Source organism: Xanthomonas hortorum, assembly GCF_024339125.1.
Lineage (GTDB): Bacteria > Pseudomonadota > Gammaproteobacteria > Xanthomonadales > Xanthomonadaceae > Xanthomonas > Xanthomonas hortorum.
On sequence record NZ_CP101417.1, the window covers coordinates 334,576 to 359,592 of the forward strand.

Genomic DNA, 25,017 nt, shown 5'->3' on the forward strand with positions numbered 1-25,017 from the left:
AGTCCGCGGGAGCATGCCGTTTCCAGGTGCTGGCTACGCGTAGGGCTGTTGATCGCCGCGCTTATTTGGCGGTGATCGCCCCACTCAGCGACACCGAACCCATCCCGCCGGTGACTTCGAAGCCGCCCTCCACCACCTGCAGATACAACGCGTTGCTGTAACGGCCATCGCTGCCACGCAACTCCTGCAGCCTGGTCAAGAACGCCTTGACGTCCGCAGTGAGATTGCCCTTTGCCGGCAACGCATTGCTGTTGCCCGCGGTGCCGTGCGGGATGAAGGTGTACACGTAATAGCCTGCAGCGGAGTTATTGCCTTCCCACAGGTCATAGGTGACGCCGCCGGAGGTGATGGCATTGGCGGTGGTCAGCGTACCCAGCGGATAGGAATTGTTGGCGCCCCAGATCATCACTTCCAGCTGCGGGTCGCCCTTGCTGGCGTCCTTGCGGAAGAACAGATCGTAGGCAAAGTCACCGGTCTGCCCGCTACCGCTGGTGGTGAACGCCACTGCGCCGCTCAGGCTGCCGATCTTGGACACCTGATGCGGAAAGTAGCTGTCGGTGGCCGGGTTCATCGTGTAGTGCCAACCGCGGCAGATGGCGGGATAGCCATACAACGTTCCGCTGGGCAGGTTGTAGGTCACGGTAATGCTCGGCGTGCTGCCCGAGCCGAAGGTCGCCTTGATGTTGTTGTTCTTGTCGTTGAAATTATTGTTGTAGGCGTATTGCGTGCCGTAGACCTTGGTCTCGCCGGTAGCGGCGCTGGCGCTGGATGCGACCAGCACCAAGGCCAACGCCACAGCGCGCGGCAACAGGTTGGAACCAGCAGACGTCAGCGAACGGAAACTGTCGTGCAACTGCATGGGGTGGACTCCGATGATGGATGGATAAACGTTCGTCCACCGGCGTGCAGCGCAACGCGCCGAGCGGTGAACGAACGACCATTACGCATCCGGCGCCATCGACGCGTTGGCGTCACTGGCAACGGACACCCTCGCGCTGACGGGGGCGAGGACGTTGGCCATCCCTGCAGACCGATCACCGTGGCCCCATCCGGTACGCGACGCATGCATGCGCCGCGCACAAGACCACGTTATTGCAGATTACTGTGCGTCGAGCGTGGCGCTGACCTTGGCCCAGCCATTGCCGCGCACCACTTCAAAACCCGCTTCAACCGCATGCAGATACATGCTGTTGTTGTAGCGCCCATCCTTGGACCGGTTGGTCTGCAGCCAGGTGAGGAACGGCTTGGCATCCACGTTGAGGCTGCCGCTGGTCTTGAGCGTGGGCTGGCCGGCAGTGCCGGTCGGGATGAAGGTGTAGACGTAGTAGCCGGCACCGGAGTTGAAGCCTTCCCACAGGTCGAAGGTGCGTCCACCGGCGGTGATCACCTTGCTCGCGGTCAGCGTGCCGATCGGCCAGGAGTTGTGGTCGCCCCAGATCATCACTTCCAGCTGCGGGTTGCCCTTGGCGGTATCCCAACGGAAGAAGATGTCGTAGGCGAAATCGCCGGCCAGATTGGTGCCGCCCGCGCTATAGGTGAACTTGAGCGGGATCTTGCTCAGCGAGGAAATCTGCTTCGGGAACAAGGTGTCGCTGGTCGGATTCCAGTCGTAATGCCAGCCGCGCACGATCGCCGGGTAGCCATAGAGGTTGTAGTCGGCGAAGTTGAAGGTCACGGTCAACTCCGGCGTGCTGCCGGTGCCGAAGGTGCCCTGGATGATGTTGTTGGGATCGTTGAAATTGTTCACCCACGCATAGTGGTTGCCGAAGATCTTGTAGGGCCCGGCCAGTGCCACCGGCGCGAGCGCCACCAGACCGATTGCCAATGCTGCTTTCCACCAGCGCGATGCGCGCCGCCGCGTGGTCGGCGCCTGCGCACCGGTGTGAGTGAGGGTGCTGGATTGGCTGTTGTGCATGTTGACTCTCCGTGTGGGTTCCGCGCGGCAACGCCAGTACGGCGTTGTCGAAAGCCGCCTTGCAGCGGTGGCGTCGGACCCTAGCAGCGCCGTTGTGAGCGGAGCTATAGCAATTCCGGCAGCCCTCGCTCGCCATGCACCATAACGGGTGCTATCTGGCACGCGAAGCGTGCGCGGGTCCTCAGTTTGTGTTCGTTATCGGCTGCCAGCAGGATGTATCAGTCAGGAGGCACACAACGCCGCGCCCAGGAATGGTGCAGAGCCGCATCACGCGCAGGCAGCGATTGCGCCACGCAAGCGATCGCTTGTGCATGCCCTGCACGATGCATCTGTGGCTGCTGCCTGTCGTCGCTGGCCGACGCTGCATCACGCCGATGAACGCGTCGCCTTGCACCACGACAGCGACGCGCCAGGCGATAGTCCTACGCGCCACGGCCGTTTTGCGATAGCGTTCGCACTACAGACGACGCAACAGCCGAAGGGGGCGACGATGCGCATCGGAATCGTGGTGGACAGTGCGTGCGATCTGCCGCAGGACTTCATCCAACGCAACAACGTCATCGTGCTGCCGATCAGCGTACGCATCGGCGAAGCAGTGCTTGCCGATCACCGCGATGAAGAGGCCACGCTGAGCTTCCTGCACGCGCATGTGGCCGAGCGCGGTCACGAGGCGGAGACCACACCGTTCTCGGTCAACCAGATCCGCGATCTGTTCCTGCAGCGGCTGGTCATCGACTACGACCACGTGTTCTGCCTGACCATCTCCAAGCTGCGCAGCCAGATCTTCGATAACGCCATGCAGGCCAGCTTCGCGATCCTCAACGACTACAAGCCGATCCGCCAGGCGGCCGGCCATACCTCGCCGTTCGCACTGCGCGTGATCGATACGCTCAACCTGTTCGCCGGCCAAGGCATCACCGCGGTGGAGGCGGTGCGTCTGCGCGAGCAGGGCCAGGGCGTGGCGGCGATTCGCGCCCGGCTCGAGCAGCTGGCCGAACACACTTACGGCTACATGATTCCGCGCGATCTGTATTACCTGCGCGCGCGTGCCCGCACCAAGGGCGATCGCAGCGTGGGCTTGATCAGCGCCGCGTTGGGCAGTGCGCTGGATATCAAGCCGGTGCTGCGCGCGTATCGCGGCGTCACCGAACCGGTGGCCAAGTTGAAGGGCTTCGAGCCATCCGCAGAGAAGCTGTTCGGCTTCACCGTGCGCAAGCTCCGCGAGGGCTTGATGACGCCTACCGTATGCGTAGGCTACGGCGGCGAGCTGACCGAGTTGCACGCCCTGCCCGGCTATGCCGCCTTGCAGGCCGCCTGCCAGACCCACGGTGTGGAATTGTTCGAAAGCGTGATGAGCCTGACCGGCATGGTCAACGTAGGCAAGGGCGCACTGGCAGTGGCATTTGCGGCCGAGCCGCATACGTTTTCTGCCTGAAGCATGGTAGGTCGATGGCTTTGCAGCCAAGCGGCAGCGCTATCGCTCTGCAACTCATTCGTCTACATCGTGCAATCAGCTTACGGCCACAGAGATGATGTCGAATCGTTTAGATGTATTCAAAAGCTGAGTCAGTCGAGTGCGCGGTGCCCTCGCCGCTCGCGGGACACGCCGCAAGTACGTCCATGTAGGCTCGGTGGCGGCATCCATGCCGCCACACGGTCCCGCAATCGGCGAGGACACCGCACCAGAGAGTCTGCAGGTTGCTTCATTGAAAGCCTGCCTGCGGTTTGCCTTGCGCCGAGAAACTGATCGGACAAGCCGTTATTCAATAAACGCACGTCATGTCCTGCTTGCAAGCATGCACACCGGCAATCTCGACTGGTCCTTGCCCGCCCACCATCGCGGGACCTTACGCGGCATGGATGCCGCGTAAGAGCCTACACGGACGTACTTGCGGCGTGTCCCGCGATGGTGGGCGGGCAAGGGCCCTGCGACCAAGCCGCAGATCAGTCGCTTTACACCTGACCTATCCGCACCATCCAACCACTCCAGAACAACCGAGCGTTGGCCTCATAGCGTCATATAGACGCAATCGAATGCTGAGGTCAAAAGCTTGGTTCCAAGTCGAAGTGGATCGCAGAGAGCTACATGCCTACACACCTGTCGACGGAATACTCACCGCCGCTGCACTAACGTGCGAACGTCATCCACCAGAGTCTTCGCACATGCCCGTCAGCTATTCGATCAGCCTGCCCGACCCCAAGCTCGCCCGCGGCGGCGATGCGAGCGTGAGCTTCAGCGCCCATGGTGCCGAGGCCTTTGCCGAACAGCTGCAGGCCGCCCTGCGCGACCCGGCCTGGTTCGATCGCTGGCGCCAGCTGCAGGCCGACCCGGACGCGGTGGATCCCAGCCTCGGCGTGACCGATCCCTCGGCCACGGTCACCGGCAAGCAGGGCGACCTGCGGATCGATCTGGTCGCCACCACCAGCATCCCCGGCGACCTGCTCAAACAGCGCATGCAGGCGCTGGCCGGACATCACTGGGAACTGCGCGACGTGCGTTAAAGCCCACTGCCGCCGCGCGTACGGCGCGGCGGCAACTTCACTCAGGTCAGCACGTTGTCCGCCACCCTCCGCGGCCAACGCCACTTCAAATTTACCGCCAGCGTCCCGATCACGATCAATGCCAGGCCCAGCCATTGCACCGGCACCAGCGCGTGGCCGTAGAGCAGATAGTCCAGCAACAGCGTGACCAGCGGATAGACGAACGCCAGTACCGCAATCGTGGCCACATGCAGGTGGCGATAAGACGAATAGAACAACACATACACGATGCCGCTGTGGATCACGCCCAAGCCCACCAGCCACAGCCAGTGCAGGCCCGGATGCAGCGCGGCGCCACTGGAAAACCCCGCAAGCAATAAGGTGCCGACCCAGCATTGCACGGTCACCACCGCCAGCGGCCGCTCGCGGCTGATGCGGCGCGACATCAGCAACGAGGCCCCGCACAGCAATGCCGCCAGCAAGGTCAGCGCGATCCCGATCAGATAACCGCGATCGGCGCTCTGCCACAGCCGCGCAGGGTCTGCGGAACAGGCCACACCGACGAATGCCAGCAGCGTCCAGCCCAGATCGACACGCCGCGTGCGCTCGCCCTGCAGCAACGCGGCAAGGATCAACATCACGAACGGAAACACGTGGTAGACCATCGTCGCCACACCGATCGACGAGCGCGCCATGCCGGCGAACAACGCCACCCAGTTCAGCACCAGCAACACACCGCTGATGACCGCATCGCGCAACAGCGCACGCTCGCGCCACAGGCCGCGCAGCTGCCCACCGATCAAACCGCATACCGTCAGAAACAGCGCACCGAACAGGCAGCGGTAGAACACCGCAGTCACCGGATCCTGCCCGCTTTCGTGCACGAATACGCCCACCGACCCGATCAGCACTTCGGCCACCAGCAATTGCCAGATTGCACGTCGCGCAGCGCCCGCCGAGGTCGCTTGAGCAGACAAGGACACGCTCATAGCGCAATCACTCCCTGCAGATACTGCACAGCACTGCCGCGCACGTACACATGCTGCGGCTCGACCCGGCAATCGAGTTCACCGCCGCGTGCCGATGCCTGCAGCGCACGCAGCTGCGTCTTGCCAAGCGTTTTTGCCCACAGCGGCGCCAACGCGGCATGGATCGACCCGGTGACCGGATCCTCGCTACCGCCATTGGCCGGCCAGAAATAGCGCGAGACGAAGTCATGCCCGACGCCCGGCGCGGTGACCGCTACATCGCGCGGCGCCAGCACCAACATCCGGCTCAGATCGGGCGTTACTTCACTTACCTGTCCTTCATCGGCGTAGACGGCGATGTAGGCCTGCGCGTTTGCATAGACAGCCTGTGGCGCGATCGACAATGACTCCAACAAGGCTTGCGGCACTACCGGCACCAGCGACGGCATCTGGTTGGGGAAGCGCAGCTCGAAGGTACGCTCGGCCACGCTGGCGACCTCGATCTCACCGACGGCAGGCGCGCGCAATCGCAACGGGAATGCAGCGCCTTGATGCATGGCAATCACCAACGCGCTGGCCAAGGTCGCATGCCCGCAGAAGCCGACTTCCTTGATCGGAGAAAACCAGCGAATGTCGAATACCCCGCTCTCGTCGCGCACGAAAAATGCGGTCTCCGACAAATTGTGTTCGCCGGCAATCGCCTGCATCAGCGACTCCGGCAACCATTCCTGCAACGGCACGACAGCCGCAGGATTGCCCTTGAAACGCACTGTAGTGAACGCATCGACGATAAACACAGGAAGCAGCACGGCCAACCTCACAGAAGAGAACACACACCTGGCGCACTCACCGGGCACGGCCAGTCTGCAGCGCAGTACACGACCATGACAGATTCAGATACGCTGCAAATTGACCAATACAGATAAAGGGCGCCCGCACATGCTCCTGTACGAATCGCTGGCCACCCAGCTGCGGCAGCAGATCGAAGGCGGCACCCTGCGTGCCGGCGAGCGCCTGCCCTCGATTCGGCAACTGGCCGCCAATCACGGCATCAGCACGGCAACGGCAGTGCAGGCCTGCCTGCAACTGGAACGCGAAGGACGCGTGCAGGCGCGGCCGCGCTCCGGCTACTTCGTGCGCACCACCGCCTCTGCATTGCCTGTCGCAGCACCGGCAACGCGGCGGCGCAAACCCGGCATGGTCGACAACCCGGCCTTGCAGCGCGTGCTCGACACCCTGGCGCGCACCGACCTGGTGCCGCTGCACACCGCCACTCCCGCGCCGGCGTTGTTGCCGGCTGCGCACTTGGCCGCCGCCCTGTCGCGTCAGTTGCGGCGCCAACGCACCGCCGCACTGGACTACGCACCGCCACAAGGCCACGCCGTACTACGCAGGCAAATCGCACAGCGTTACGCACACTGCGCAACCACCGTAGCCGCGGAAGAAGTGGTGATCACCGCCGGCGCGATGGAAGCGATCAGCCTGGCACTGCGCACCCTCACCGCACCAGGCGATGTGGTGCTGGTGGAAACACCCACCTACCACGGCATCCTGCAGGCGGTGGCTGCGTTACGACTCAAGGTGCTGGAAGTCCCCAACCGCGCCGGCCATGGCATAGATGTCGCGCGCCTGGACGCGCTGCTGCAACGCACACCGGTACGCGCAGCAGTGCTGGTGCCCAACTTCAACAATCCCAACGGCAGCCTCACCCCCGACAGTGCCAAGCGCGCACTGCTCGACAGCTGCGCGCGCCACGGCACCGTGGTGATCGAAGACGATATCTACGGCGAACTGGATTGGTCGGGCCAGCGCCCTCGCCCGCTACGCCACTTCGACACGCATGCCAACGTGATCACCTGCGGCTCGTTTTCCAAGGTGCTGTCGCCGGGACTGCGCGTGGGGTGGTTGCTGGGCGGCGACTGGACCGACGCATTGGTGCGCGCCAAATACTTTTCCACCGTCGGTAGCGCCAGCCTGCCGCAACTGGCGCTGGCCGATTATCTCGCGCAGCACGATCTGGAACGGCATCTGCGCAAGCTACGCCGCACCCTGGCCGACAACGGCCAACGCCTGCGCGATGCGATCGTGCGGCATTGGCCGGCGGGCACGCGGGTGGGCGACCCGGCCGGCGGACTCTCGCTGTGGCTGCAATTGCCCGATGGCGGCAGCGGCCAGGCATTGTTCGAAGCCGCATTGGCCGACGGTATCGGCACCTCGCCGGGCCATCTATACTCCAGCCGTGGCGATTACGCCGATCACCTGCGGCTGACCTGCGGCCAGCCGTGGAGCGAGACGCTGGAACGCGCGATGCGACGATTGGGCAGGCTTGCGGCGCAGGTGGCGCGTTAGCTTCGTCGTTGGCATCAACTTTTGAATTGGCGTTGACGTCAGCTGTTGCTGTTGCTGTTGCTGTTGCTGTTGAACAACAACAACGATGTCGCCAGCATCTACTCGACGCGAACTTTCAGATGCGCAATGACGAGCCCCTCTCCCCACGGGAGAGGGGTTGGGGTGAGGGTACGGGGCGAAGCCAACCTGCACCCAAACTTCACCAGGCTTCGCCCGTACCCTCATCCGCCCCTGCGGGGCACCTTCTCCCGAGGGGAGAAGGGAAATCAGCTCGGCGCTTTATTCATGCCACCGGTCCAGGCAACACGGCAACGCACGCAATGCAACGCACGCAACTGCGCGAGGTCTACTGCCACGCACACGCCACAAACTTAACAAACGCAACAAACGCAACAAACGCAACAAACGCAACAAATGATCGACTATTTCCACAATCAAGCAATCAAGCAATCACGAACGCAACGCCGCAGCATGATGCGCAATATGCTCGCCGATAAAACTCGAGATGAAGTAATAGCTATGGTCGTAACCAGGCTGCAGCCGCACCGTGACCGGATAACCAGCGGTCTTTGCAGCTTCCTCGAATAACGCAGTTTTCAACTGGTTTTCGAGAAATTCATCCGCGTCGCCCTGATCGATCAATAGCGGCAAGCGCTCCTGCGTCTGTGCGATCAACGCAGTGGCGTCATACGCTTTCCACGCATCACGGTCCGGCCCCAGATACTGGCCAAACGCCTTCTCACCCCACGGCACCTGGCTCGGCGCGACGATCGGTGAAAATGCAGACACGCTGCGATAGCAGCCCGGATTCTTCAATGCGATGGTCAAGGCGCCGTGCCCGCCCATCGAGTGGCCGCTGATCGCGCGCGCGCCGGTAGTGGCGAAGGTCGCTTCGATCAACGCCGGCAATTCGTTCACCACATAGTCGTACATGCGGTAATGCGCCGCCCATGGCTGCTCGGTGGCGTCGACATAGAAACCGGCGCCCTTGCCGATGTCGTAGCCGTCCGCGTCGGCCACCTCGTCGCCGCGCGGGCTGGTGTCGGGCGCAACCAGGATGACGCCATGCTCGGCCGCGTACCGCTGCGCGCCGGCCTTGCTGATGAAATTCTGTTCGGTGCAGGTCAGGCCGCTGAGCCAGTACAGCACCGGCAGCGGGCCATCGGCGGCCTGCGGTGGCAGATACACGCCCACCTGCATGCTGCAGTTCAAGCTCTGCGACTGGTGCCGGTAGACGTCTTGCCAACCGCCGAAGCAGGCACGGTGTTCGATACGTTCCATGAGATTCCTTCGATAAAAACCTGCGGCCGACATGGATGCCGGCCGCGGGGTTGGGCGGTCAGTGCAGCAGGCCCTTATGGCGTGCCACATTGGCCGCCAATGCATCCATCAATCCCGGCGACAGGCAGTCGTACGGGGTCAAGCCGAGCTCGTTGAGGCGCGCGCGTACGCCGTCCATGTCATCCGGCGGCGTGCCGGTTTCGATGATGGAGGACACGAACGCCGCAAAGCCCGGCGGCGACCAGCCCGACTGCTGCGACAACTCGGTATGGATGAAGTCCAGACCATAAAACGCATGGTCCTTGTTCTCGATGCGGCCAATCATATGCACGCCGCAACCGGTACAGGCGTGGCGCTGGATCGCCGCGCTTTCGTCGACGATCTTGAGCTTCTCCGCATGCGCGGTGACCGTGACCTTGTCGCGCGGCACCACTGCAATCACCGAAAAGGTCGCGCCTTCCGGCTTCCAGCATTTACTGCAACCGCAGGCGTGGTTATGCGCGGTCTGCGCACCCACTTCCACGGTCACCTTGTCGCTGGCGCAATGGCATTCAAGGGTTCCTCCCTGAAAGCTTTCTGCACCTCCACGCGCAACACCACTGTCTACCGAAGGATGAATCGAGACGCTGGTCATCATGCCCCTCCCGGAGTATCGGGTACCACGTGCGCGGAAGCGGCCGCGCGCCGATCCTGGCCGTACGGTCAGAAGTGAATCACGGTGCGGATCGACTTGCCTTCGTGCATCAGGTGGAAGGCTTCGTTGATCTCTTCCAGCGGCATGGTGTGGGTGATGAACGGGTCCAGATCGATCTCGCCCTTCATCGATTGCTCCACCATGCCCGGCAATTGGGTACGTCCCTTGACACCGCCGAAGGCCGAGCCGCGCCACACGCGGCCTGTCACCAGCTGGAACGGACGGGTACTGATTTCCTGGCCGGCACCGGCCACGCCGATGATGACGCTCTCGCCCCAGCCCTTGTGGCAACACTCCAGCGCCGACCGCATCACGTTGACGTTGCCGATGCACTCGAAACTGAAGTCCACGCCGCCGTCGGTCAACTCGACGATGACCTCCTGGATCGGCTTGTCGTAGTCCTTGGGGTTGATGCAATCGGTGGCGCCCATGCTGCGTGCCAGATCGAACTTGCCCGGGTTGGTGTCGATGGCCAGGATGCGCCCGGCCTTGGCCTGCACCGCGCCCTGGATCACCGCAAGACCAATGCCGCCCAGGCCGAACACTGCCACGCTTTCACCCGGCTTGACCTTGGCAGTGTTGTGCACGGCACCAATACCGGTGGTGACGCCGCAACCGAGCAGGCAGACCTTTTCCAGCGGCGCCTCCGGGTTGACCACGGCCAGCGAAATCTCCGGCACCACGGTGTACTCGCTGAAGGTGCTGCAGCCCATGTAGTGATAGATCGGCTCACCGTTGTAGGAGAAGCGCGTGGTGCCGTCGGGCATCAGGCCCTTGCCCTGCGTGGCACGCACCGCCTGGCACAGATTGGTCTTGCCGGACAGGCAGAATTTGCACTTGCGGCATTCGGCGGTGTACAGCGGGATCACGTGATCGCCGACCTTGACGCTGGTGACGCCCTCGCCGATCTCTTCAACGATGCCGCCACCTTCGTGGCCCAGCACGGACGGGAAGATGCCTTCCGGGTCGTCGCCAGACAGCGTGAACGCATCGGTGTGGCAGACGCCGGTGTGGGTGATGCGGACCAGCACTTCGCCGGCCTTCGGCGGTGCGACGTCGATTTCGACGATTTCCAGCGGCTTGCCGGGTCCGAATGCAACTGCTGCACGGGATTTCATTGGATGACGCTCCTGACGATGAGATTCAAGGACGGGTGCGGCATGCGCCGACCCGGTGGGAGTTCATTTGAGGTAGGACCGGACCAGGCCGAGCAATTCCTGCACCCGCTCGGCGCGTTGCGCATCGGACGTTGCGGCATGCCCGAAATCTTCCCGGATATGCGCTTCAAGCACCTGCGACATCAGCCCATTCACGGCCCCCCGGATCGCGGCGATCTGCTGCAAGACAGGCGCGCAGTCTGCGCCTGCCTGCAGCGCCCGCTCAAGTGCATCGCACTGCCCGCGCAAGCGACGCACGCGTGCTAGTGCCCGCTTTTTCTCTTGCGGCGAATGCGGCATGACAGCTCCGGTCCAAATACTGGGGGGCAGTATATGGATTCGGACGAAAAAAGCCATGGGCGTCGGGGGCGTTGTGTCGAAGATGCCGGCTGGCAACGTGATGTTCGATCAACGCAGATGCGCGCGAGAATGCCGCCAGCAGGGACTGTGGCGCGGCCTGTGCACAGGCACGCACAGATCAAAAATTTGTGCCCTGCGCAGGAAATCCGCGACCGCAATCAGCAAAGCGGCCGCAGTGCAGCATGACGGTGGCTGATGTGCACGTGCAGCATCCAGCGTCATCCCTCATCCCCCTCCAGGCGCATGCTTTCCGACACCGGCAGCTCGATGGTGCAGCGCACCCCATCCGGGCCCAGCTCATAGGTGGTTTCGGCCTGCAGTTGATACGGCAGCGCGCGCTCGATCAGCTTGCGGCCGTACCCGGAGCCTTGTGGCGCTTCGCCGGGCGTTGGCATGGTCACGCCGGTTTCACTCCATTCGATCCGCAGCCGCGTGCCGTTACTGGTGCGCAGCAGGCGCCAACGCACCTGCAGCTGGCCGCCGGGTTGGGCGAGCGCGCCGTACTTGTTGGCATTGGTCGCCAGCTCATGCAGCGCCAGCGCAAACGTCTGCACGGTGCTGGAGCGCAGACGCACGCCGCTGGGGCCATCCAGCACCACCTGCTCACTCTGGCCTTGCGCGTCGATCGCGCCCATCGCCGAGAGTTCGACATGGATCAACTCATCGAACAGGATGCGATCGCCGTCGTTCAGGCGCGAGAGCAATCCCTGCACGCGCGCCAGCGCGTCCAGGCGGTCGTTGTAGATCAGCGCCAGCTCGGCGATGGTCTTGCTGCTGCGCTGGGTGCGATTGAAGACCACACGCACCACGCCCATCAGGTTGCGCGTGCGGTGCTGCAGTTCGGCCAGCAACACCTGCTGGCGATCTTCCCACTCCCGGCGCCGGGTGACGTCCTGGCCGATCTTGAGATACCCCAGTGGCTCGACACCGCCATCGCGCAGCGGCCGGGCCGCCCCTTCGATGAAGACGCGGCGGCCGTCCTTGCATTGATGCCAGCGGACATTGGGGGCAAAGCCGGTGTGGTGCGCCTGTTCGATCTCGCGCTGCGGCACCCCGGCCAAGCGATCTTCTGCAACGAAGGTCATGGCGATATGTTGACCCACCGCTTCTTCGGCGGTCCAGCCGAACACCGCTTCGGCACCAGGGGGCCAGGTCTGGATATAGCCGCTGGTGTCGGTGGTAAAGATCGCGTAATCCAGCGCGTTTTCAAGAATCACGCGGTAACGCTCTTCGCTTTCGATCAGCGCGCCCTGTGCGCGTGCGCGTTCCAAGGCCGCCCAGGTGCGCTCTGCGGTTTCTTCGGCCAGCCGGATCTCGGCGGCCGTCCAATCGCGCGCAGTGCGCTGATTGACCACGAAGCTGGCAACCAGCTGGCCGCTCTTGATCAGCGGCACCACGATCAGCGCACCGATGGCATTGCCCAGATAGGCCGCGCGCTGATCGTCGGGCAATGCCGCATCGATGGCAGTGTCGCGCACCACCCATGTCTGCGCGTCGGTCAGCCAGGGCATCGGCCAATCGCTCAGTGCGAAGCGCCGCGCGTGACTGGTTTCGCCGGGTTGATGCCAATCGCGTTCGACCACGTACTGCTGCGTTTTGCGATCCACTTCAACGTAGTACGCGCGGCCGGCATGCAAATGCTCGCCCAGCACGCACGCGGCTTTGCCCTGGATCGCGGACGGGTCGCTCAGCGGCCGCAGCGCATCGGACAGCTTCAACAAGAAGGCATTGCGATCCTGCACTTCGCGCAACGCCGCTTCGGCCAGCTTGCGGTCGGTGATGTCGAGCACGAATTCGAAACCGGTTCCATCCGGCAGCCGCTTGGCGGCGAACAACGCCCAGCGATGCGAGCCGTCCTTGCGCAGATATTCGCGCTCATAGGGCGTGGTGCTGCCCTTGGCCTTCAGCTCTTGAAAGGCCTGCGCGGTCAACTCACGCGCGGTCGCCGGGGTCAGGTTCTGCCAGTTGAGCGTACCGGCTTCAACATCTGCACGGCTGTAGCCGCTCATCTTCAAGAACGCATCGTTGGCATCGGTCAGGCGGCCATCCATATCGAAATATGTCGCGCCCACGGTTTCGATCGTCAGTGCGGTGCGGAAGCGCTCTTCACTGGCACGCAGCAGCTCCTGCGCACGTTTCTGGTCGGAGATATCGCGAAAATACACCGACATACCGCCATCGCTGGTGGGATACAGACTGATGTCGACCCAATGCCCCAGCACCGGCGAGGCGACATCCAGGCGAACCATCTGCCGCGTTTGTGCGGCCTGCAAATGCGCGGTGTGCGTTGCAGAGCCGATCAACGCGGCGAACTCGTCCCAGATCACCTTGCCCAGCAATTGCGCACGCGAGCGCGCCCACAGCGCCTCGGCCTTGCGATTGATATAGGTAAAGCGCCACTGCGCATCGACGCCATAGAACGCATCGGAAATGCTTTCCAGAATGTCGCGGTTACGCTCTGCTAGGGAACCTCTGAACAACGCACCACAGATACGCGACACTACCCGCCTGATGTTGAGGAGTGATCCATGCAACTGACGTTCGGTGACGCTGAGGGCCTGGGCAAGCGCAAGCAGACCCGGCGCGAGATCTTTCTGGCCGAGATGGAGCAGGTGGTTCCGTGGCAGCAACTGCTCGGTCTGATCGCGCCGCACTATCCGGTATCGGGCCGGCCAGGTCGGCAGCCGTACGCACTGGCGACGATGTTGCGGATTCATCTGCTGCAGCAGTGGTATGCGCTGAGCGATCCGGCGATGGAAGAAGCACTGCACGAGATCCCGACCTTGCGGCGGTTTGCCCAGCTCGGTGGCTTGGACAACGTTCCGGACGAGACCACGATTCTCAACTTTCGGCGCCTGCTGGAGACCCATGGCCTTGCCGCGCGGATGCTGGAAGCGGTCAACGCGCATCTGGCGCGCAAGGGCCAGAGCCTGCGGTCGGGCACGATCGTCGATGCGACGCTGATCGCGGCGCCCAGTTCGACCAAGAATGCCGACAACGCGCGCGACCCTGAGATGCATCAGACCAAGAAGGGCAATCAGTGGTATTTCGGGATGAAGGCGCACATCGGCGTGGATGAATTTTCCGGGTTGGTGCACCACGTCCATTGCACAGCCGCCAACGTCGCCGATGTCACGGTGATGCACACGTTGCTGCATGGCAAAGAAGACAGCGTGTTCGGCGATAGCGGCTACACCGGTGCGGACAAACGCGAAGAACTGCAGGCCTGCAAGGCTGCATTCTTCATCGCCGCCAGGCCCTCGACGATGCAAGCCCTCGGCAACAAACGCGAGCGTGCTCGGGAAAGACGTTGGGAACACTTCAAGGCCAGTGTGCGCGCGAAGGTGGAGCATCCATTCCGGGTGATCAAGCGCCAGTTCGGCTACACCAAGGTCCGCTATCGCGGCCTGGCCAAGAACACCGCGCAGGTGCTGACCTTGTTTGCGCTATCGAACCTGTGGATGAAGCGAAAGCAGTTACTGCCGACGATGGGGAACGTGCGCCTGTAACCCGGGCAACACCCTGCAAACGCGCCGGAAACGGCAAAAAAATCGAGGATCTGAGCGCCGTCAGCCTGGTCGATGTGGTTAGGCTCATCCTCCGATGCCGTTGATCAGACCATCCCTAGCATGCCCAGTTCCGCCTGCACCCGGCGTTGTCCGGTCACGTCCTGCACCACGGTCAATCCACCGGTCACCCTGCTGCCATCGCGCAATGCGACCGCAGTGACACGCAACCAACATTCGGCGGTTCCATCAAGATGGCGGAAATCTATCGGCGCTGTGGTGTCTTCGCCGCGCAACGCGCGCGCACCGGGAAACTGCTGCGGTGGCACCGGGTTGCCTTGCTGGTCGATACCCTGCCACTCGTCTGCGCGCACGCCATCGCGCGAGGGAATGCGATCGGTCAACTGATCGCTCAGCTGCGGGTTCTTGTACGTGAAACGGCCTTGCGTATCGAACAGACCGACGCCGATCGGAATCTGATCGAGCACCAGCGCCAGCCGCGCCTCGCTATCGTGCAGGCGTTGTTCGGCCTGCTTGCGCGCGGTGATGTCGGCGGCGGTGCCGAACCATTCGATGATATTTCCCTCTGCATCCAGTGCCGGCACGCCCTTGGTGGCGATCCAGGCCAGGCTGCCGTCCGCACGTCGCACCCGATGCTCGAAAATGATCGGTGTCTTTGCATGGATGCCGGCATCGATCTTTTGCCGCACCATTGCCCGATCGTCATCGGGAATGTAATCCATCAGCCAGGCGCGATTGGGATTGACCGTATCGGCCAGAAAGCCTTTACCGGTCAATGTGCGCATCTCGCCCCAATCCGAGCTCATCCGGTAATGCACTTCGGAGCTTACCAGCGACAACGCAGCCAGCCGCGACTCGCTGGTCCGCAATGCCGCCTGAGCACGATTGCGTTCGACATAGTCGGCGGCGGTCCATGCAAGCAGTTCGAGCAACCTGAGTTCATGCTCTGCCGGCCGATACGGCAGGGTGAATTGCGTACTGAGCAAACCGAGCAACACGCCGGCACGATTGAACAGGGGCGTGAACTGCGCAGCACGGATCCCACTGCACAGCGCGGCCTCGTAATCCGGCGTGCCCTTGAGTGGGGTGAACGTTTCGATGTCTTCGATCACCAGCTGCCGGCGCTCGCGGCGCACGGCATCGCAGGTCGCCTGAAAACCGTCCTTCAAGAACTGCTGCACGAACGGGCTGCGCTCGTCGTGCCCGCGATAGACACGCAGCTCCATGTCGTTGCTGTGCTCGTCGACCAGTTGCACGCAACCGCACTCGGTGCGCGCGAACATGCAGGCAAGCGCGGTGATGTCCTGCAGCGCTACACGCATGTCGCTCTGCGCTGCAAGGCTGACCTGTAGCGCGTGCAATTTGCGCATGCCGGCCAGCTCTTCCAGCATGCTTGCAGCGGTTTCGACACGTTCCACGTCGTCGATCTGTTCGCCAGGCGCACGTTTCATCGTGACTGGTTTCTCCCTGCGCGCATTATCCGATCTCTCGCCAAGGGTGAAGCGACACAATGCGTAATCGCGAGCGAAGAGGCTGTAGTAGCGTGCTCGACATCTGCCGTGCTGGTGCACGCACAAGCCTGCGTCTTTGGATGCGCAGCCGACGCGACCGCAAGCTGGTGGTCACTGGCTGGCAGCGTTATCTGGCGAAACACCTGCAGTCTGCTGTACGGCAACGTCCGCTAGCGGCAAGGTACCTGCAGTACCTGCGCGCATCGGTCTCAGCCGTGACGCGGCGGCGGCTCGAATCCCTCCGCCTCCAGGCATTGCAGCAACGATGACGGTGGCGGCCCAGGCGGCGGCCTATCCGGCACCGGCAACGCGATGTCTTGTGCCGTAGCGCAGGCCTGCAGCGCTGCATCGAATTCGGGATCGTGCGGCGGCGGTGGGCCATGATGGCCGCGCTCAGGCGGCGGCGGTAGCAGCGGCGGCGCGCCACCTGGAGCGCCGCAGAGGCTGGCGCAGCCGCTCATGCTCAGTGCGGCAAGCAGCGCAGCGGTGACGGCAAAGCTGGGGCGTGTTTGGACCATCGTCGATCTCCCTGGATGGATGCACACGTGTGCGTCGTGCATGCACGTGGCAGGGCGGGCAACGCCCGCGCTTTCGTCCAGCAAAGCCTTGCATGTGCGTGTGCCGCGCATGTGTCGCGTGCGTGTCGCCATCCGCCAAGCGCAGGCGTGCGCCGGCATTTGCTGATCGTGCCGCTATCCCTGCTGCAAAACCGCGCAAGTGCTAACGCGTCAGTTCTCGACGACGGCCGGTGCCACGCTGACGGCGGCGTCAGCGGCATTTTCAGGCAGCGATGCCATCACCGCAGCGCGAAAGCGCGCAGCGAATGCGGCATCGTTGGCCTGATAGAAGGCACGCGCATTGGCCGATAACTGATCCAGCTGCGCCTGTGGCAACGCCAATGCAGTTTCCACCGCGTGCGCGATTCCCGCCGCATCGACGTAGTAATACGATGCCAGACGCCGCTGGCGCACGTCGGCCACCGGAATCAGCACGCCGTGCTCGGGCCTGACCAATTCGTTCATCGGCTCGCCGTCGGTCGCCAATGTCACCGCGCTCACGCTCAACGCTTCCATCAGGTAATGACCGAAACCTTCGGCTTCTGACGGGCAGATATGGAACAGATGCGCGTTCTGCAGCCGGCGCAGTTCGGCATCGTCGAGATAGCGGACCCGGTGATCGATGTTCGCAGCAACCACCGGCTTGCCGGCGGTGCGCGGGCTCTGCACCACGGTCAGCAGCGGCCACTCCGGATGCTGCTTCCAGGTCTCCAGCAGCACGCGGGTGCCCTTGGCGGTGCTGCGCCCGGCCAGATGGAAGAATGCACGCTGACGCAGCACCCGTGGGTCGTAGCGATCCGGGCTGGTGAATCCGATGAACCGCGTGGTGCAGCCCAGATTGCGAAAGATCCGCTCGGCGTGGTGGGTCTTGCACAGCACCGCGTCGAAGCGCGGCAACCGCGGCAGCCACTTGGGCAGCATCCACTCCGGATTGGGCACCAGCAGGTTGGCCTGGCCCAGCGGCAGGCAGCGCGCATACACACGCTCGGAAAAGATCTGCACCGGCACCCGCCCGAACAGCGCGCGGCTGGCCCACAGACGGGTTTCGCGCAGGGTGTCGTGCACCCGCTGGCTGGTGAATCCCACTTCCTGTACCGGCACACCGCCAGCGCGCAGGGTCTGCGCCATCAGCATCATGTCGCGGGTCAGGCCCACGCCGTTGTCGCGGCTGATCACCCGCATCATCGGAAACGCCTTGTCATGCGCGCACTCGCCGTTGCAGCGGCACAGTGTCGATGTGATGGCTTCCTTGGCGATGTCCGGTTCTGTCATGTCGCGTCACACGTATGCCAATGGATGACAAATTCAATCATTATGATGCGTGCTCCAGCCTTGCAACTGCGAGCACCATGTATCCGGTAGCCACCACCCTGCGCGGCCAAACCTCCGCGCCACCGACGATGACCTCCATGGACCTGCAACAACCCTGCGTTCTTGTGGTCGACGACGACCCGGACCTGCGCAAGCTGATCGGCGAGTTCCTGAGCGCCCACGGCTACCAGGTGGACGTTGCCGAAAACGTGGCGGAGATGCGCAAGAGCATCGCGCAGCGCCGCCCGGACCTCATCGTACTCGACGTGATGATGCCCGGAGAAGACGGGCTGAGCGCGGCCCGGGCCCTGGCCAGCGAGCGCGGTTCACCCGCGGTCATCATGCTCAGCGCGTTGGGCAACGACACCGACCGCATCATCGGCCTGGAAGTGGGCGCCGACGATTACCTGGCCAAACCCTGCAATCCACGCGAATTGCTGGCGCGGGTGCGCGCCCTGCTGCGCCGCAGCCAGGCCAGCAACGAGCAGGCCGACCACCGCGGCAACGTCTACGAGTTCGCCGGCTGGCGGCTGGATGTGGTGCGCCGCGACCTGCGCGACCCCACCGGCATCTTCATCAACCTCTCCGACGGCGAGTTCGCGCTGCTGCGCACCTTCGTCGAGCATCCGCAGCGGGTGCTGAGCCGCGACCAGCTGCTGGACTATGCGCGCGGCCGCGATACCGATGTCTACGACCGCGCCATCGACAGCCAGATCAGCCGGCTGCGGCGCAAGATCAACGAGCGCGTGCATACCGAGTTGATTCGCACCGTGCGTAACGAAGGCTACATGCTGCTGCCGGGCGTCTCGCGTCTGTGAGCAACCCGGCACGTCGCGGGCTGTCGATCTTTGCGCGGACCTTCGTATTGCTGGCGGTGGCCCTGCTCACCGCCCAGGCGGTCGGCATCGCCCTGCTGGTGATGCGCACGCCGGTCTACGAGCCGCCGGTGCACCCGCCGGAGGTGGTGGCGCTGCTGTCCACGCGCATGCCGGCCGGCACCCAGACCTTGACGGTGCGCGAGTCCGCGCAGTCCCCGCTGCCGCCAGCAGGCCAGGTGCGCGATGCGTTTGCCGAAATGCTGCTTGCCCATTGGCTGGATGTGCCCGAGCAGCGCGTGCGCTTCTACCGCAGCGCCGACGATCACCCGGGCCCGCGCGTCGGCATGTCGCTGCCGAGCCAACCGCAGGCGTCCGAGGCCAATAACGGCGATGGCAGCCCTGCCGGCAATCGCCGCGCTGCCTTGCAGAGATCGCCGCCAGAGCCGAGTGACTGGCACCGCGATCGCCATCCCGGCGCCTCGCCGTTCGGCAACGGACTGCGCCCGGACGACGCCCCCGGCGCCTGGGAAAGCGAGCGCCTGACCCCGGGCGTGCCACTGCTGGACGGCTTCACCGCCGCGCTGCAGCAGCCCGATGGCCGCTGGCGCACGGTGGAATCGCCGCCACGGCGGTTGTCGGCCGAGTTCAAGACCCACGTGGTGCTGCTGTTTCTGGCCGGCCTGCTGGCCAACGTGCCGCTGGCGTGGTGGTTCTCGCGCGCGCTGTCGGCGCCGATCAAGCGCTTTGCCGAAGCCGCCGACCGGCTGGGCCGCAACCCGGATGCCGCTGCACTGCAACGCAGCGGCCCGCCGGAGATCGTGCGCGCGGCCGACTCGTTCAATGCGATGCAGGCACGCCTGAACCGCCTGATCAACGAGCGCACCCACATGGTGGCGGCGATCGCGCACGACCTGCGCACGCCGCTGGCGCGCCTGTCGTTCCGCCTGGACGGGCTGCAGCCACCGCTACGCGACAAGGCACTGGCCGACATCGACGAGATGAAGGCGATGATTTCCGCCGCGCTGGATTTCATCCAGAACGATCGCCACCGCGGCGAACGCGCGCCGCTGGATCTGCGACTGCTGGTGGAAAGCGTGGTCGACAACGCCACCGACATCGGTGCCGACGCCGAGCTGTTGCCCGGTCCGGAGATCACCCTGGACGGCGACCCGCTCGCCTTGCGCCGCGCGGTGATGAACCTGCTGGAGAACGCGCTGAAATACGGGAAGCGTGCGCGCCTGCAACTGCAGCGTGACGGCGAAGACGGCGTGCTGTGGATCGACGACGACGGCCCCGGCATCGACCCGACCCAGCGCGAACAGTTGCTGCTGCCGTTCGTACGTGGCGAGTCTTCGCGCAACCGCGACACCGGCGGCATCGGGCTGGGCTTGTCGGTGGCGCACAGCATCGTGCTGGCGCATGGCGGCGATCTGCGCCTGGATAACCGTGCAGCAGGTGGCGGCCTGCGAGTGACGGTGCGCCTGCCGTGCATGCCGGAGCGACGCTAGACGTGCGTTCTTTCGTACGTGAGGTCGACGATGCCGTCTCGCGCCCGAGTCCATTCCTGCAAAAAACGACCGCGCGGTAGCCTAGCGATGCGCTACGACTGCGGCAATCCGCAAGCGCTCAGTACGCAAACTCGCGGAACACCCGATCGATATCGCCGTTCCATGCACCGTGATACAGCGCCAGCTTGCGCTCGGCGGCGGTGACACCGCTTTCGGCGATCTCGGCGATCACGTCCACAAAACCGGTTTCGTCCTGACCGTCGGCATTCAAGCGCGCCCGCCGACGCAGGCCTTCGCGCGCGATCTTGACCGCTTCCACAGCCAAATCGCGCACCGTGCCATGACGGAACGGCAGCCCGAGCGCATGCTTGGGCACACCATCGCGCAGCGCATGACGCTCGGTGGGGCTGAAGTCCTTGACCAGATCCCAGGCCGCATCCAGCGCGGTGTCGTCGTATAGCAGCCCCACCCAGAACGCCGACAGCGCGCACAGGCGGTCCCACGGGCCGGCATCGGCGCCACGCATTTCCAGATACTTCTTCAAGCGCACTTCCGGGAACGCGGTGGTCATGTGGTCCGACCAGTCGCGCAGCGTCGGCAATGCACCCGGCAATGCCGGCAGCTTGCCTTGCATGAAATCGCGAAAGCTCTGCCCGCTGGCATCGACATAGACGCCGTCGCGGTAGGAGAAATACATCGGCACATCGAGCAGGTAATCGACGTAGCGCTCGTAGCTGAAGCCGTCTTCGAACACGAAATCCAGCATACCGGTGCGATCGGCGTCGGTGTCGGTCCAGATGTGCGAGCGGTAGCTGAGGTAACCGTTGGGCTTGCCTTCGGTGAACGGCGAATCGGCGAACAACGCGGTGGCGATTGGCTGCAGCGCCAGCGACACGCGGAACTTCTTCACCATGTCCGCTTCGGTGGCGTAATCCAGATTGACCTGCACCGTGCAGGTGCGCGTCATCATGTCCAGGCCGAGCGAGCCGACCTTGGGCATGTAGTTCTTCATGATCTGGTAGCGGCCCTTGGGCATCCACGGCATCTGGTCGCGGCGCCACTTCGGTTGGAAACCCATGCCCAGAAAGCCCAGCTGCAACTCGCCGGCGACCTGCGCCACTTCGTCCAGATGGGTGCCGGTTTCCACGCAGGTGTGATGCAGGGTCTCGACCGCTGCGCCGGAGAGTTCCAGCTGCCCGGCCGGCTCCAGCGTCACCGAGGCGCCGTCGCGCAGCAGCGCGATGGTGTGGCCGTTTTCCTGCACCGGCTCCCAACCGAAGCGGGTCAAGCCGGTCAGCAGCGCCTGGATGCCGCGCTCGCCTTCAAAGGTGGGCGCGCGCAGGTCGTCGAGCTGGAAGCCGAACTTTTCGTGCTCGGTGCCGATCCGCCAGTCCGCGCTGGGCTTCTCGCCCGAGGCAAGTACCTGGACCAGCTCCGCGCGTTCGGTGATCGGCGTTTCGGCAACGTGGCTGGGACTCGACAAGGGCAGGCTCGCAGAAAAATTGAGGGGAACGATGTGGGGATCCTCCCCAGCCACCGCAAGGCCCGCACTATAACCGCCCAACATGGAAGAATTGCCGCCATCGGCCGGGTCTTAGATTTCCATCCATGCTTACTGCATGCAGATGCGGGCGAACGCCCACCGTCGCGCCGGCATCACCTGCCGGGACTTCACGCACACAGCGACAAGCGCAGGCATGGCCGGGGCTGGTCAAGGTCCGGCAGCGCCGCAGCCATGCAGATGCCAGATGGCCATGCGAGGCCAGCATCCATGCGTGCAATAGCGCGGCAACCGCGGCGCTGTTCCAGCCAAAGACATGCGTACACGATCCTGTAGCATCGCCCGGCCATGACTGTTGCGCCCACACCCACCGACGTCCTGCTTGCGCAGATGGCCAGCCTGATGCACTGCGAGCGCGCCGAAGGCTTTGCCTGCGTGAGCGCGCGGCGCGCACACGGCGCGCGCTCGGTGGACCTGACCCAGGCGCAATTTGCGATTCTGCTGCAGGGCCGCAAACACGTGCGGACAGCGACCCAATCGCTGGAGTTCGTGCCGGGCGACCTGTTCCTGGTGACGCGCCGTTGCCGGATCGATGTGATCAACACGCCCGACCCATCAACCGGGCTCTACCTGAGCGCGGTGGTGCCCCTCTGCGAAGAGGCGCTTGCTGCTGCGCGCGCATTGTGGAATGAGCAGCTGCCCGAGGCCGGCGACGACATCGCGCGGCTGCCGGCGATCGATTTCGACCCGACGCTGCGGCAATGGCGCGATGCGCTGCAACACGGCCTGTATACCGAAGCCCGCCTGGCGCTGGCCTCGCTGGTGATCAGCTTGTGCCGCCGTGGTCACGGCGGCCTGCTGTTGCCGCCCGCACCAAGTCTCGCCTCGCAGGTGCGCACGTTGATCACCGCGCAACCACAGCGGGCTTGGCGCTCACGCGATGTCGAAGACAGCCTGGGCATCAGTGGTGCCACCTTGCGCCGGCATCTGGCCGCAGAACACTGCTCGCTGCGCGAGCTGATCACCGACGCGCGGCTCGCGCATGCGATGGCCCTGCTCTACACCACACGCTGGCCGCTCAAGACCGTGGCCGCGCGTGCAGGCTATCGCTCCACCCGCAGCTTCAGTCAGCGCTTCCAGCAGCGTTACGGGCTGGATCCGGCCAGCATTGGCAACAGCCGCTAGATCGCTGCAGCGAGCGCTTCGCGCAGCGCAATGAGCGAATTGCGCAAGTCGCTGCCGCCAGCATGGCGACATCGCGGCGGTTGCCGCCTGCCCTGGAGTTGCTCATGTCTGTTTCCGTACTGCGTTCGCTTGCGCCGCTATTGCTCGCCGCAAGCGCCACGCTGGCGCACGCCGCTGCGCCCGCGTCCACCCATGCACAGGTTCCCGGCTTTTACTTGCAGCGCATCGGCACGCTGCGCGTCACTGCGTTGTTCGACGGCAGCGTCGCGTTGACGCGTCAACAGCTGTCCAATGTGGAACCGGCAGAGCGCGACCGCCTGCTCGCGCAGGGCTACGTGCCCGAAGACGACAAGGGCCTGCAGACGGCAGTCAACGCCTATCTGATCCAGGACGGCAGCCACCTCAGCCTGGTCGATACCGGCACTGCCCGGTGCCTGGGCCCCGGCCTGGGCCAAGTGCTGACCAACCTGCGCGCCGCCGGCTACGACCCGGCCCAGGTCGACGATGTGCTGCTCACCCACGCGCATCCGGACCACCTGTGCGGCCTGCTCGATGCGCAGGGCACCCCGGCATTTCCCAACGCCACGGTGTGGCTGTCCGACGCCGATGCCGCGTACTGGCTGGATCCCGCTTCGGAGGCCGGTGCCGCGCCGATGCTGCAGTTCGCCTTTCCGCTGGCGCGCGCGGCGGCAGCGCCCTATCAGGCCCAGGGTCGGCTGCGCCGTTTCCAGCCGGGCAAGACCGTATTGCCGGCCGGCACCACTGCCCTGGACAGCCAGGGCCACACGCCCGGCCACGTGTCGTATCGCTTCGACGGTGGCGCCGGCAACACGCTGCTGGTGTGGGGCGATGTGTTGCACTACCACGCCGTGCAGTTTGCCCAGCCGGACGCATCGTTCGAGGCCGACAGCAACCGCAGCAAGGCCATTGCCTCACGCCGCAGCATGCTGGCGCAGGCCGCCGACGGCCGCTGGTGGGTGGCCGGTGCGCATCTGCCGTTCCCGGGCCTGGGCCACGTGCGCCGTGAGGGCGATGCGTTCGCCTGGGTGCCGACCGAATTCGGCCCAGTGCCGGCGACGCCTTGAGCGATGAGGCGCCCAGGCAAGGTCCGTGTCCCGCAGCGCAGCCCGGCGTCGCCCGGCCCCGATACCGATGCCGCAAATGAAAACGGCGAGCCCTGGCTCGCCGTTGTGGACTGCCCGCAGGGCCAGGCGTCATGGCGCCCGGCCCGGCTCACTCCGCTGCAGGCGGCGCACCATCCAGGCCCAGCCAGCCGCCGACGATGCCGCGCAGTTCGTCCACGCCCTGGCGCGATTCGCCGGAGTAGGTCTGCACGGTCACGCTGTCGCCAAAGCGCGAGGTCACTTCTTTCTTGACCTTCTGCAGGGTTTGCATCTGCTGGCCACGGCCGAGCTTGTCGGCCTTGGTCAGCAACCCGTGCGCGGGCAGGCCGCGTTCGGCGGCATAGCCGAGCATCTGCAGGTCGTAATCCTTGAGCGGGTGGCGGATATCCATCACCACCACCAGCCCGCGCAAGGCTTCGCGGGTGCGGAAATAACGGTCGATGAAGGCCTGCCAGTGCGCCTGCAGATCCTGCGGCACCTTGGCGTAGCCGTAACCGGGCAGATCCACCAGGCAGCGCTCGGGCTGGATCTGGAAGAACACCAACTGCTGGGTACGACCAGGGGTCTTGGACACACGGGCGAGCGCGTTCTGGCGGGTCAGCGCGTTGAGCGCGCTGGATTTTCCGGCGTTTGAGCGGCCGGCGAAGGCGACCTCGTAGCCGCCATCGTCCGGCAATTGCCGGGCGTTATGGGCGGACAGGTGGTAGCGGGCTTGTTCGATAAGGAGCGACATCCCCCTAGGATCGCACGTTCGGGGCCTGGCGGTTTTG

General features: G+C 64.4%; 21 protein-coding genes and 2 pseudogenes. 9 read left to right on the plus strand and 14 right to left on the minus strand.

Translation table 11 applies throughout. The annotated features are described in order from the left end of the window. Window positions 1–61 precede the first annotated feature (61 nt). Both NMB96_RS01365 and NMB96_RS01370 read right to left on the minus strand, forming a co-directional pair. Window positions 62–859 carry a GH12 family glycosyl hydrolase domain-containing protein gene (locus NMB96_RS01365; RefSeq protein WP_023905090.1) on the minus strand — a complete coding sequence of 266 codons (798 nt, stop codon included), beginning with the start codon at window positions 857–859 and terminating at the stop codon, window positions 62–64. Between the two features lie 240 nt (window positions 860–1,099). Next, complete coding sequence (locus tag NMB96_RS01370) at window positions 1,100–1,915, minus strand: GH12 family glycosyl hydrolase domain-containing protein (RefSeq protein ID WP_255086013.1); 816 nt, start codon at window positions 1,913–1,915, stop codon at window positions 1,100–1,102. A 490-nt stretch (window positions 1,916–2,405) separates the two neighbouring features. Between NMB96_RS01370 and NMB96_RS01375 the strand changes: the two genes are divergently transcribed. Together NMB96_RS01375 and NMB96_RS01380 are read left to right on the plus strand one after the other, a co-directional pair. Then, complete coding sequence (locus NMB96_RS01375; protein ID WP_255086014.1) at window positions 2,406–3,350, plus strand: DegV family protein; 945 nt, start codon at window positions 2,406–2,408, stop codon at window positions 3,348–3,350. Window positions 3,351–4,078: 728 nt separating this feature from the next. Further along, entirely contained in the window at window positions 4,079–4,417 is a 339-nt protein-coding gene (locus tag NMB96_RS01380) for a hypothetical protein (protein WP_023905094.1), read from the plus strand. Between the two features lie 41 nt (window positions 4,418–4,458). On the opposite strand, the gene NMB96_RS01385 is transcribed toward NMB96_RS01380, so the two are convergent. Together NMB96_RS01385 and NMB96_RS01390 are read right to left on the minus strand one after the other, a co-directional pair. Beyond that, window positions 4,459–5,385, minus strand: a complete 927-nt coding sequence (locus NMB96_RS01385) for a DMT family transporter (protein WP_255086015.1) — start codon at window positions 5,383–5,385, stop codon at window positions 4,459–4,461. Then, window positions 5,382–6,173 carry a PhzF family phenazine biosynthesis protein gene (locus tag NMB96_RS01390; RefSeq protein WP_255086016.1) on the minus strand — a complete coding sequence of 264 codons (792 nt, stop codon included), beginning with the start codon at window positions 6,171–6,173 and terminating at the stop codon, window positions 5,382–5,384. The genes NMB96_RS01385 and NMB96_RS01390 overlap by 4 nt, the downstream gene beginning before the upstream one ends. A 130-nt stretch (window positions 6,174–6,303) precedes the next feature. On the opposite strand from NMB96_RS01390, the gene NMB96_RS01395 reads away from it, so the two are divergent. Beyond that, window positions 6,304–7,713 carry an aminotransferase-like domain-containing protein gene (locus NMB96_RS01395; RefSeq protein WP_255086017.1) on the plus strand — a complete coding sequence of 470 codons (1,410 nt, stop codon included), beginning with the start codon at window positions 6,304–6,306 and terminating at the stop codon, window positions 7,711–7,713. 450 nt (window positions 7,714–8,163) lie between these two features. On the opposite strand, the gene fghA is transcribed toward NMB96_RS01395, so the two are convergent. From fghA to NMB96_RS01420, 5 genes are all read right to left on the minus strand, one after another. Then, a complete protein-coding gene (gene fghA / locus NMB96_RS01400) occupies window positions 8,164–8,994 on the minus strand; it encodes an S-formylglutathione hydrolase (RefSeq protein ID WP_023905098.1) in 831 nt (276 codons plus the stop codon). 58 nt (window positions 8,995–9,052) lie between these two features. Continuing rightward, window positions 9,053–9,628 (minus strand): S-(hydroxymethyl)glutathione synthase, encoded by a 576-nt coding sequence (gfa, locus tag NMB96_RS01405; protein ID WP_023905099.1) that lies wholly within the window; start codon window positions 9,626–9,628, stop codon window positions 9,053–9,055. Window positions 9,629–9,696: 68 nt separating this feature from the next. Beyond that, window positions 9,697–10,806, minus strand: a complete 1,110-nt coding sequence (locus tag NMB96_RS01410; protein WP_006451640.1) for an S-(hydroxymethyl)glutathione dehydrogenase/class III alcohol dehydrogenase — start codon at window positions 10,804–10,806, stop codon at window positions 9,697–9,699. A 63-nt stretch (window positions 10,807–10,869) separates the two neighbouring features. Further along, window positions 10,870–11,145, minus strand: a complete 276-nt coding sequence (locus NMB96_RS01415) for a metal/formaldehyde-sensitive transcriptional repressor (protein ID WP_023905100.1) — start codon at window positions 11,143–11,145, stop codon at window positions 10,870–10,872. Window positions 11,146–11,423: 278 nt separating this feature from the next. Next, window positions 11,424–13,706, minus strand: a complete 2,283-nt coding sequence (locus NMB96_RS01420; RefSeq protein WP_255086019.1) for a PAS domain-containing sensor histidine kinase — start codon at window positions 13,704–13,706, stop codon at window positions 11,424–11,426. Window positions 13,707–13,733: 27 nt separating this feature from the next. On the opposite strand from NMB96_RS01420, the gene NMB96_RS01425 reads away from it, so the two are divergent. Further along, complete coding sequence (locus NMB96_RS01425) at window positions 13,734–14,714, plus strand: IS5 family transposase (RefSeq protein ID WP_183086593.1); 981 nt, start codon at window positions 13,734–13,736, stop codon at window positions 14,712–14,714. A 104-nt stretch (window positions 14,715–14,818) separates the two neighbouring features. Here NMB96_RS01425 and NMB96_RS01430 read toward each other — a convergent pair whose 3' ends face one another. The 3 genes from NMB96_RS01430 to NMB96_RS01440 all read right to left on the minus strand — a co-directional run bounded on the left by NMB96_RS01430 (window position 14,819) and on the right by NMB96_RS01440 (window position 18,072). Continuing rightward, window positions 14,819–16,183 carry a PAS domain-containing protein gene (locus tag NMB96_RS01430; protein ID WP_023903515.1) on the minus strand — a complete coding sequence of 455 codons (1,365 nt, stop codon included), beginning with the start codon at window positions 16,181–16,183 and terminating at the stop codon, window positions 14,819–14,821. A gap of 269 nt (window positions 16,184–16,452) precedes the next feature. Then, window positions 16,453–16,761, minus strand: coding sequence for a hypothetical protein (locus tag NMB96_RS01435; protein WP_043889114.1), 309 nt, complete (start codon window positions 16,759–16,761; stop codon window positions 16,453–16,455). 210 nt (window positions 16,762–16,971) lie between these two features. Continuing rightward, window positions 16,972–18,072 carry a glycosyltransferase gene (locus NMB96_RS01440; RefSeq protein WP_255086022.1) on the minus strand — a complete coding sequence of 367 codons (1,101 nt, stop codon included), beginning with the start codon at window positions 18,070–18,072 and terminating at the stop codon, window positions 16,972–16,974. A 137-nt stretch (window positions 18,073–18,209) separates the two neighbouring features. Between NMB96_RS01440 and NMB96_RS01445 the strand changes: the two genes are divergently transcribed. The 3 genes and pseudogenes from NMB96_RS01445 to NMB96_RS01450 all read left to right on the plus strand — a co-directional run. Further along, the gene (locus NMB96_RS01445) at window positions 18,210–18,929 is read left to right on the plus strand and encodes a response regulator (protein ID WP_095575415.1); all 720 of its coding nucleotides are present in this window, start codon (window positions 18,210–18,212) and stop codon (window positions 18,927–18,929) included. Beyond that, a pseudogene (locus NMB96_RS23470) lies at window positions 18,926–19,292 on the plus strand (two-component sensor histidine kinase); the annotation flags it as partial. The gene NMB96_RS01445 and the pseudogene NMB96_RS23470, both read left to right, overlap by 4 nt. A gap of 62 nt (window positions 19,293–19,354) precedes the next feature. Then, window positions 19,355–20,437 (plus strand): annotated as a pseudogene (locus NMB96_RS01450) (ATP-binding protein); the annotation flags it as partial. 118 nt (window positions 20,438–20,555) lie between these two features. On the opposite strand, the gene NMB96_RS01455 reads toward NMB96_RS01450, so the two are convergent. Next, window positions 20,556–21,920: a glutamate--cysteine ligase gene (locus NMB96_RS01455; RefSeq protein ID WP_023903510.1), complete on the minus strand. Its 1,365-nt coding sequence runs from the start codon at window positions 21,918–21,920 to the stop codon at window positions 20,556–20,558. A gap of 366 nt (window positions 21,921–22,286) precedes the next feature. Between NMB96_RS01455 and NMB96_RS01460 the strand changes: the two genes are divergently transcribed. Continuing rightward, a complete protein-coding gene (locus tag NMB96_RS01460; RefSeq protein WP_255086024.1) occupies window positions 22,287–23,123 on the plus strand; it encodes a helix-turn-helix transcriptional regulator in 837 nt (278 codons plus the stop codon). Window positions 23,124–23,227: 104 nt separating this feature from the next. Next, window positions 23,228–24,208: an MBL fold metallo-hydrolase gene (locus NMB96_RS01465; RefSeq protein WP_255086025.1), complete on the plus strand. Its 981-nt coding sequence runs from the start codon at window positions 23,228–23,230 to the stop codon at window positions 24,206–24,208. Window positions 24,209–24,356: 148 nt separating this feature from the next. Here NMB96_RS01465 and yihA read toward each other — a convergent pair whose 3' ends face one another. Next, on the minus strand, window positions 24,357–24,980 hold the full coding sequence (yihA, locus tag NMB96_RS01470) for a ribosome biogenesis GTP-binding protein YihA/YsxC (protein WP_006451633.1): 624 nt from the start codon (window positions 24,978–24,980) through the stop codon (window positions 24,357–24,359). Between the last annotated feature and the right edge of the window lie 37 nt (window positions 24,981–25,017).

Excerpts from the sequence above, each read along its gene's own strand:
- NMB96_RS01425 (WP_183086593.1), top strand. The coding sequence starts at position 13,734 with ATGCAACTGACGTTCGGTGACGCTGAGGGCCTGGGCAAGCGCAAGCAG.
- yihA (WP_006451633.1), bottom strand. The coding sequence starts at position 24,980 with ATGTCGCTCCTTATCGAACAAGCCCGCTACCACCTGTCCGCCCATAAC.
- NMB96_RS01370 (WP_255086013.1), bottom strand. The coding sequence starts at position 1,915 with ATGCACAACAGCCAATCCAGCACCCTCACTCACACCGGTGCGCAGGCG.
- NMB96_RS01460 (WP_255086024.1), top strand. The coding sequence starts at position 22,287 with ATGACTGTTGCGCCCACACCCACCGACGTCCTGCTTGCGCAGATGGCC.
- gfa (WP_023905099.1), bottom strand. The coding sequence starts at position 9,628 with ATGACCAGCGTCTCGATTCATCCTTCGGTAGACAGTGGTGTTGCGCGT.
- NMB96_RS01385 (WP_255086015.1), bottom strand. The coding sequence starts at position 5,385 with ATGAGCGTGTCCTTGTCTGCTCAAGCGACCTCGGCGGGCGCTGCGCGA.
- NMB96_RS01435 (WP_043889114.1), bottom strand. The coding sequence starts at position 16,761 with ATGGTCCAAACACGCCCCAGCTTTGCCGTCACCGCTGCGCTGCTTGCC.
- fghA (WP_023905098.1), bottom strand. The coding sequence starts at position 8,994 with ATGGAACGTATCGAACACCGTGCCTGCTTCGGCGGTTGGCAAGACGTC.
- NMB96_RS01375 (WP_255086014.1), top strand. The coding sequence starts at position 2,406 with ATGCGCATCGGAATCGTGGTGGACAGTGCGTGCGATCTGCCGCAGGAC.
- NMB96_RS01365 (WP_023905090.1), bottom strand. The coding sequence starts at position 859 with ATGCAGTTGCACGACAGTTTCCGTTCGCTGACGTCTGCTGGTTCCAAC.
- NMB96_RS01465 (WP_255086025.1), top strand. The coding sequence starts at position 23,228 with ATGTCTGTTTCCGTACTGCGTTCGCTTGCGCCGCTATTGCTCGCCGCA.
- NMB96_RS01395 (WP_255086017.1), top strand. The coding sequence starts at position 6,304 with ATGCTCCTGTACGAATCGCTGGCCACCCAGCTGCGGCAGCAGATCGAA.
- NMB96_RS01430 (WP_023903515.1), bottom strand. The coding sequence starts at position 16,183 with ATGAAACGTGCGCCTGGCGAACAGATCGACGACGTGGAACGTGTCGAA.
- NMB96_RS01380 (WP_023905094.1), top strand. The coding sequence starts at position 4,079 with ATGCCCGTCAGCTATTCGATCAGCCTGCCCGACCCCAAGCTCGCCCGC.
- NMB96_RS01415 (WP_023905100.1), bottom strand. The coding sequence starts at position 11,145 with ATGCCGCATTCGCCGCAAGAGAAAAAGCGGGCACTAGCACGCGTGCGT.
- NMB96_RS01410 (WP_006451640.1), bottom strand. The coding sequence starts at position 10,806 with ATGAAATCCCGTGCAGCAGTTGCATTCGGACCCGGCAAGCCGCTGGAA.
- NMB96_RS01440 (WP_255086022.1), bottom strand. The coding sequence starts at position 18,072 with ATGACAGAACCGGACATCGCCAAGGAAGCCATCACATCGACACTGTGC.
- NMB96_RS01445 (WP_095575415.1), top strand. The coding sequence starts at position 18,210 with ATGGACCTGCAACAACCCTGCGTTCTTGTGGTCGACGACGACCCGGAC.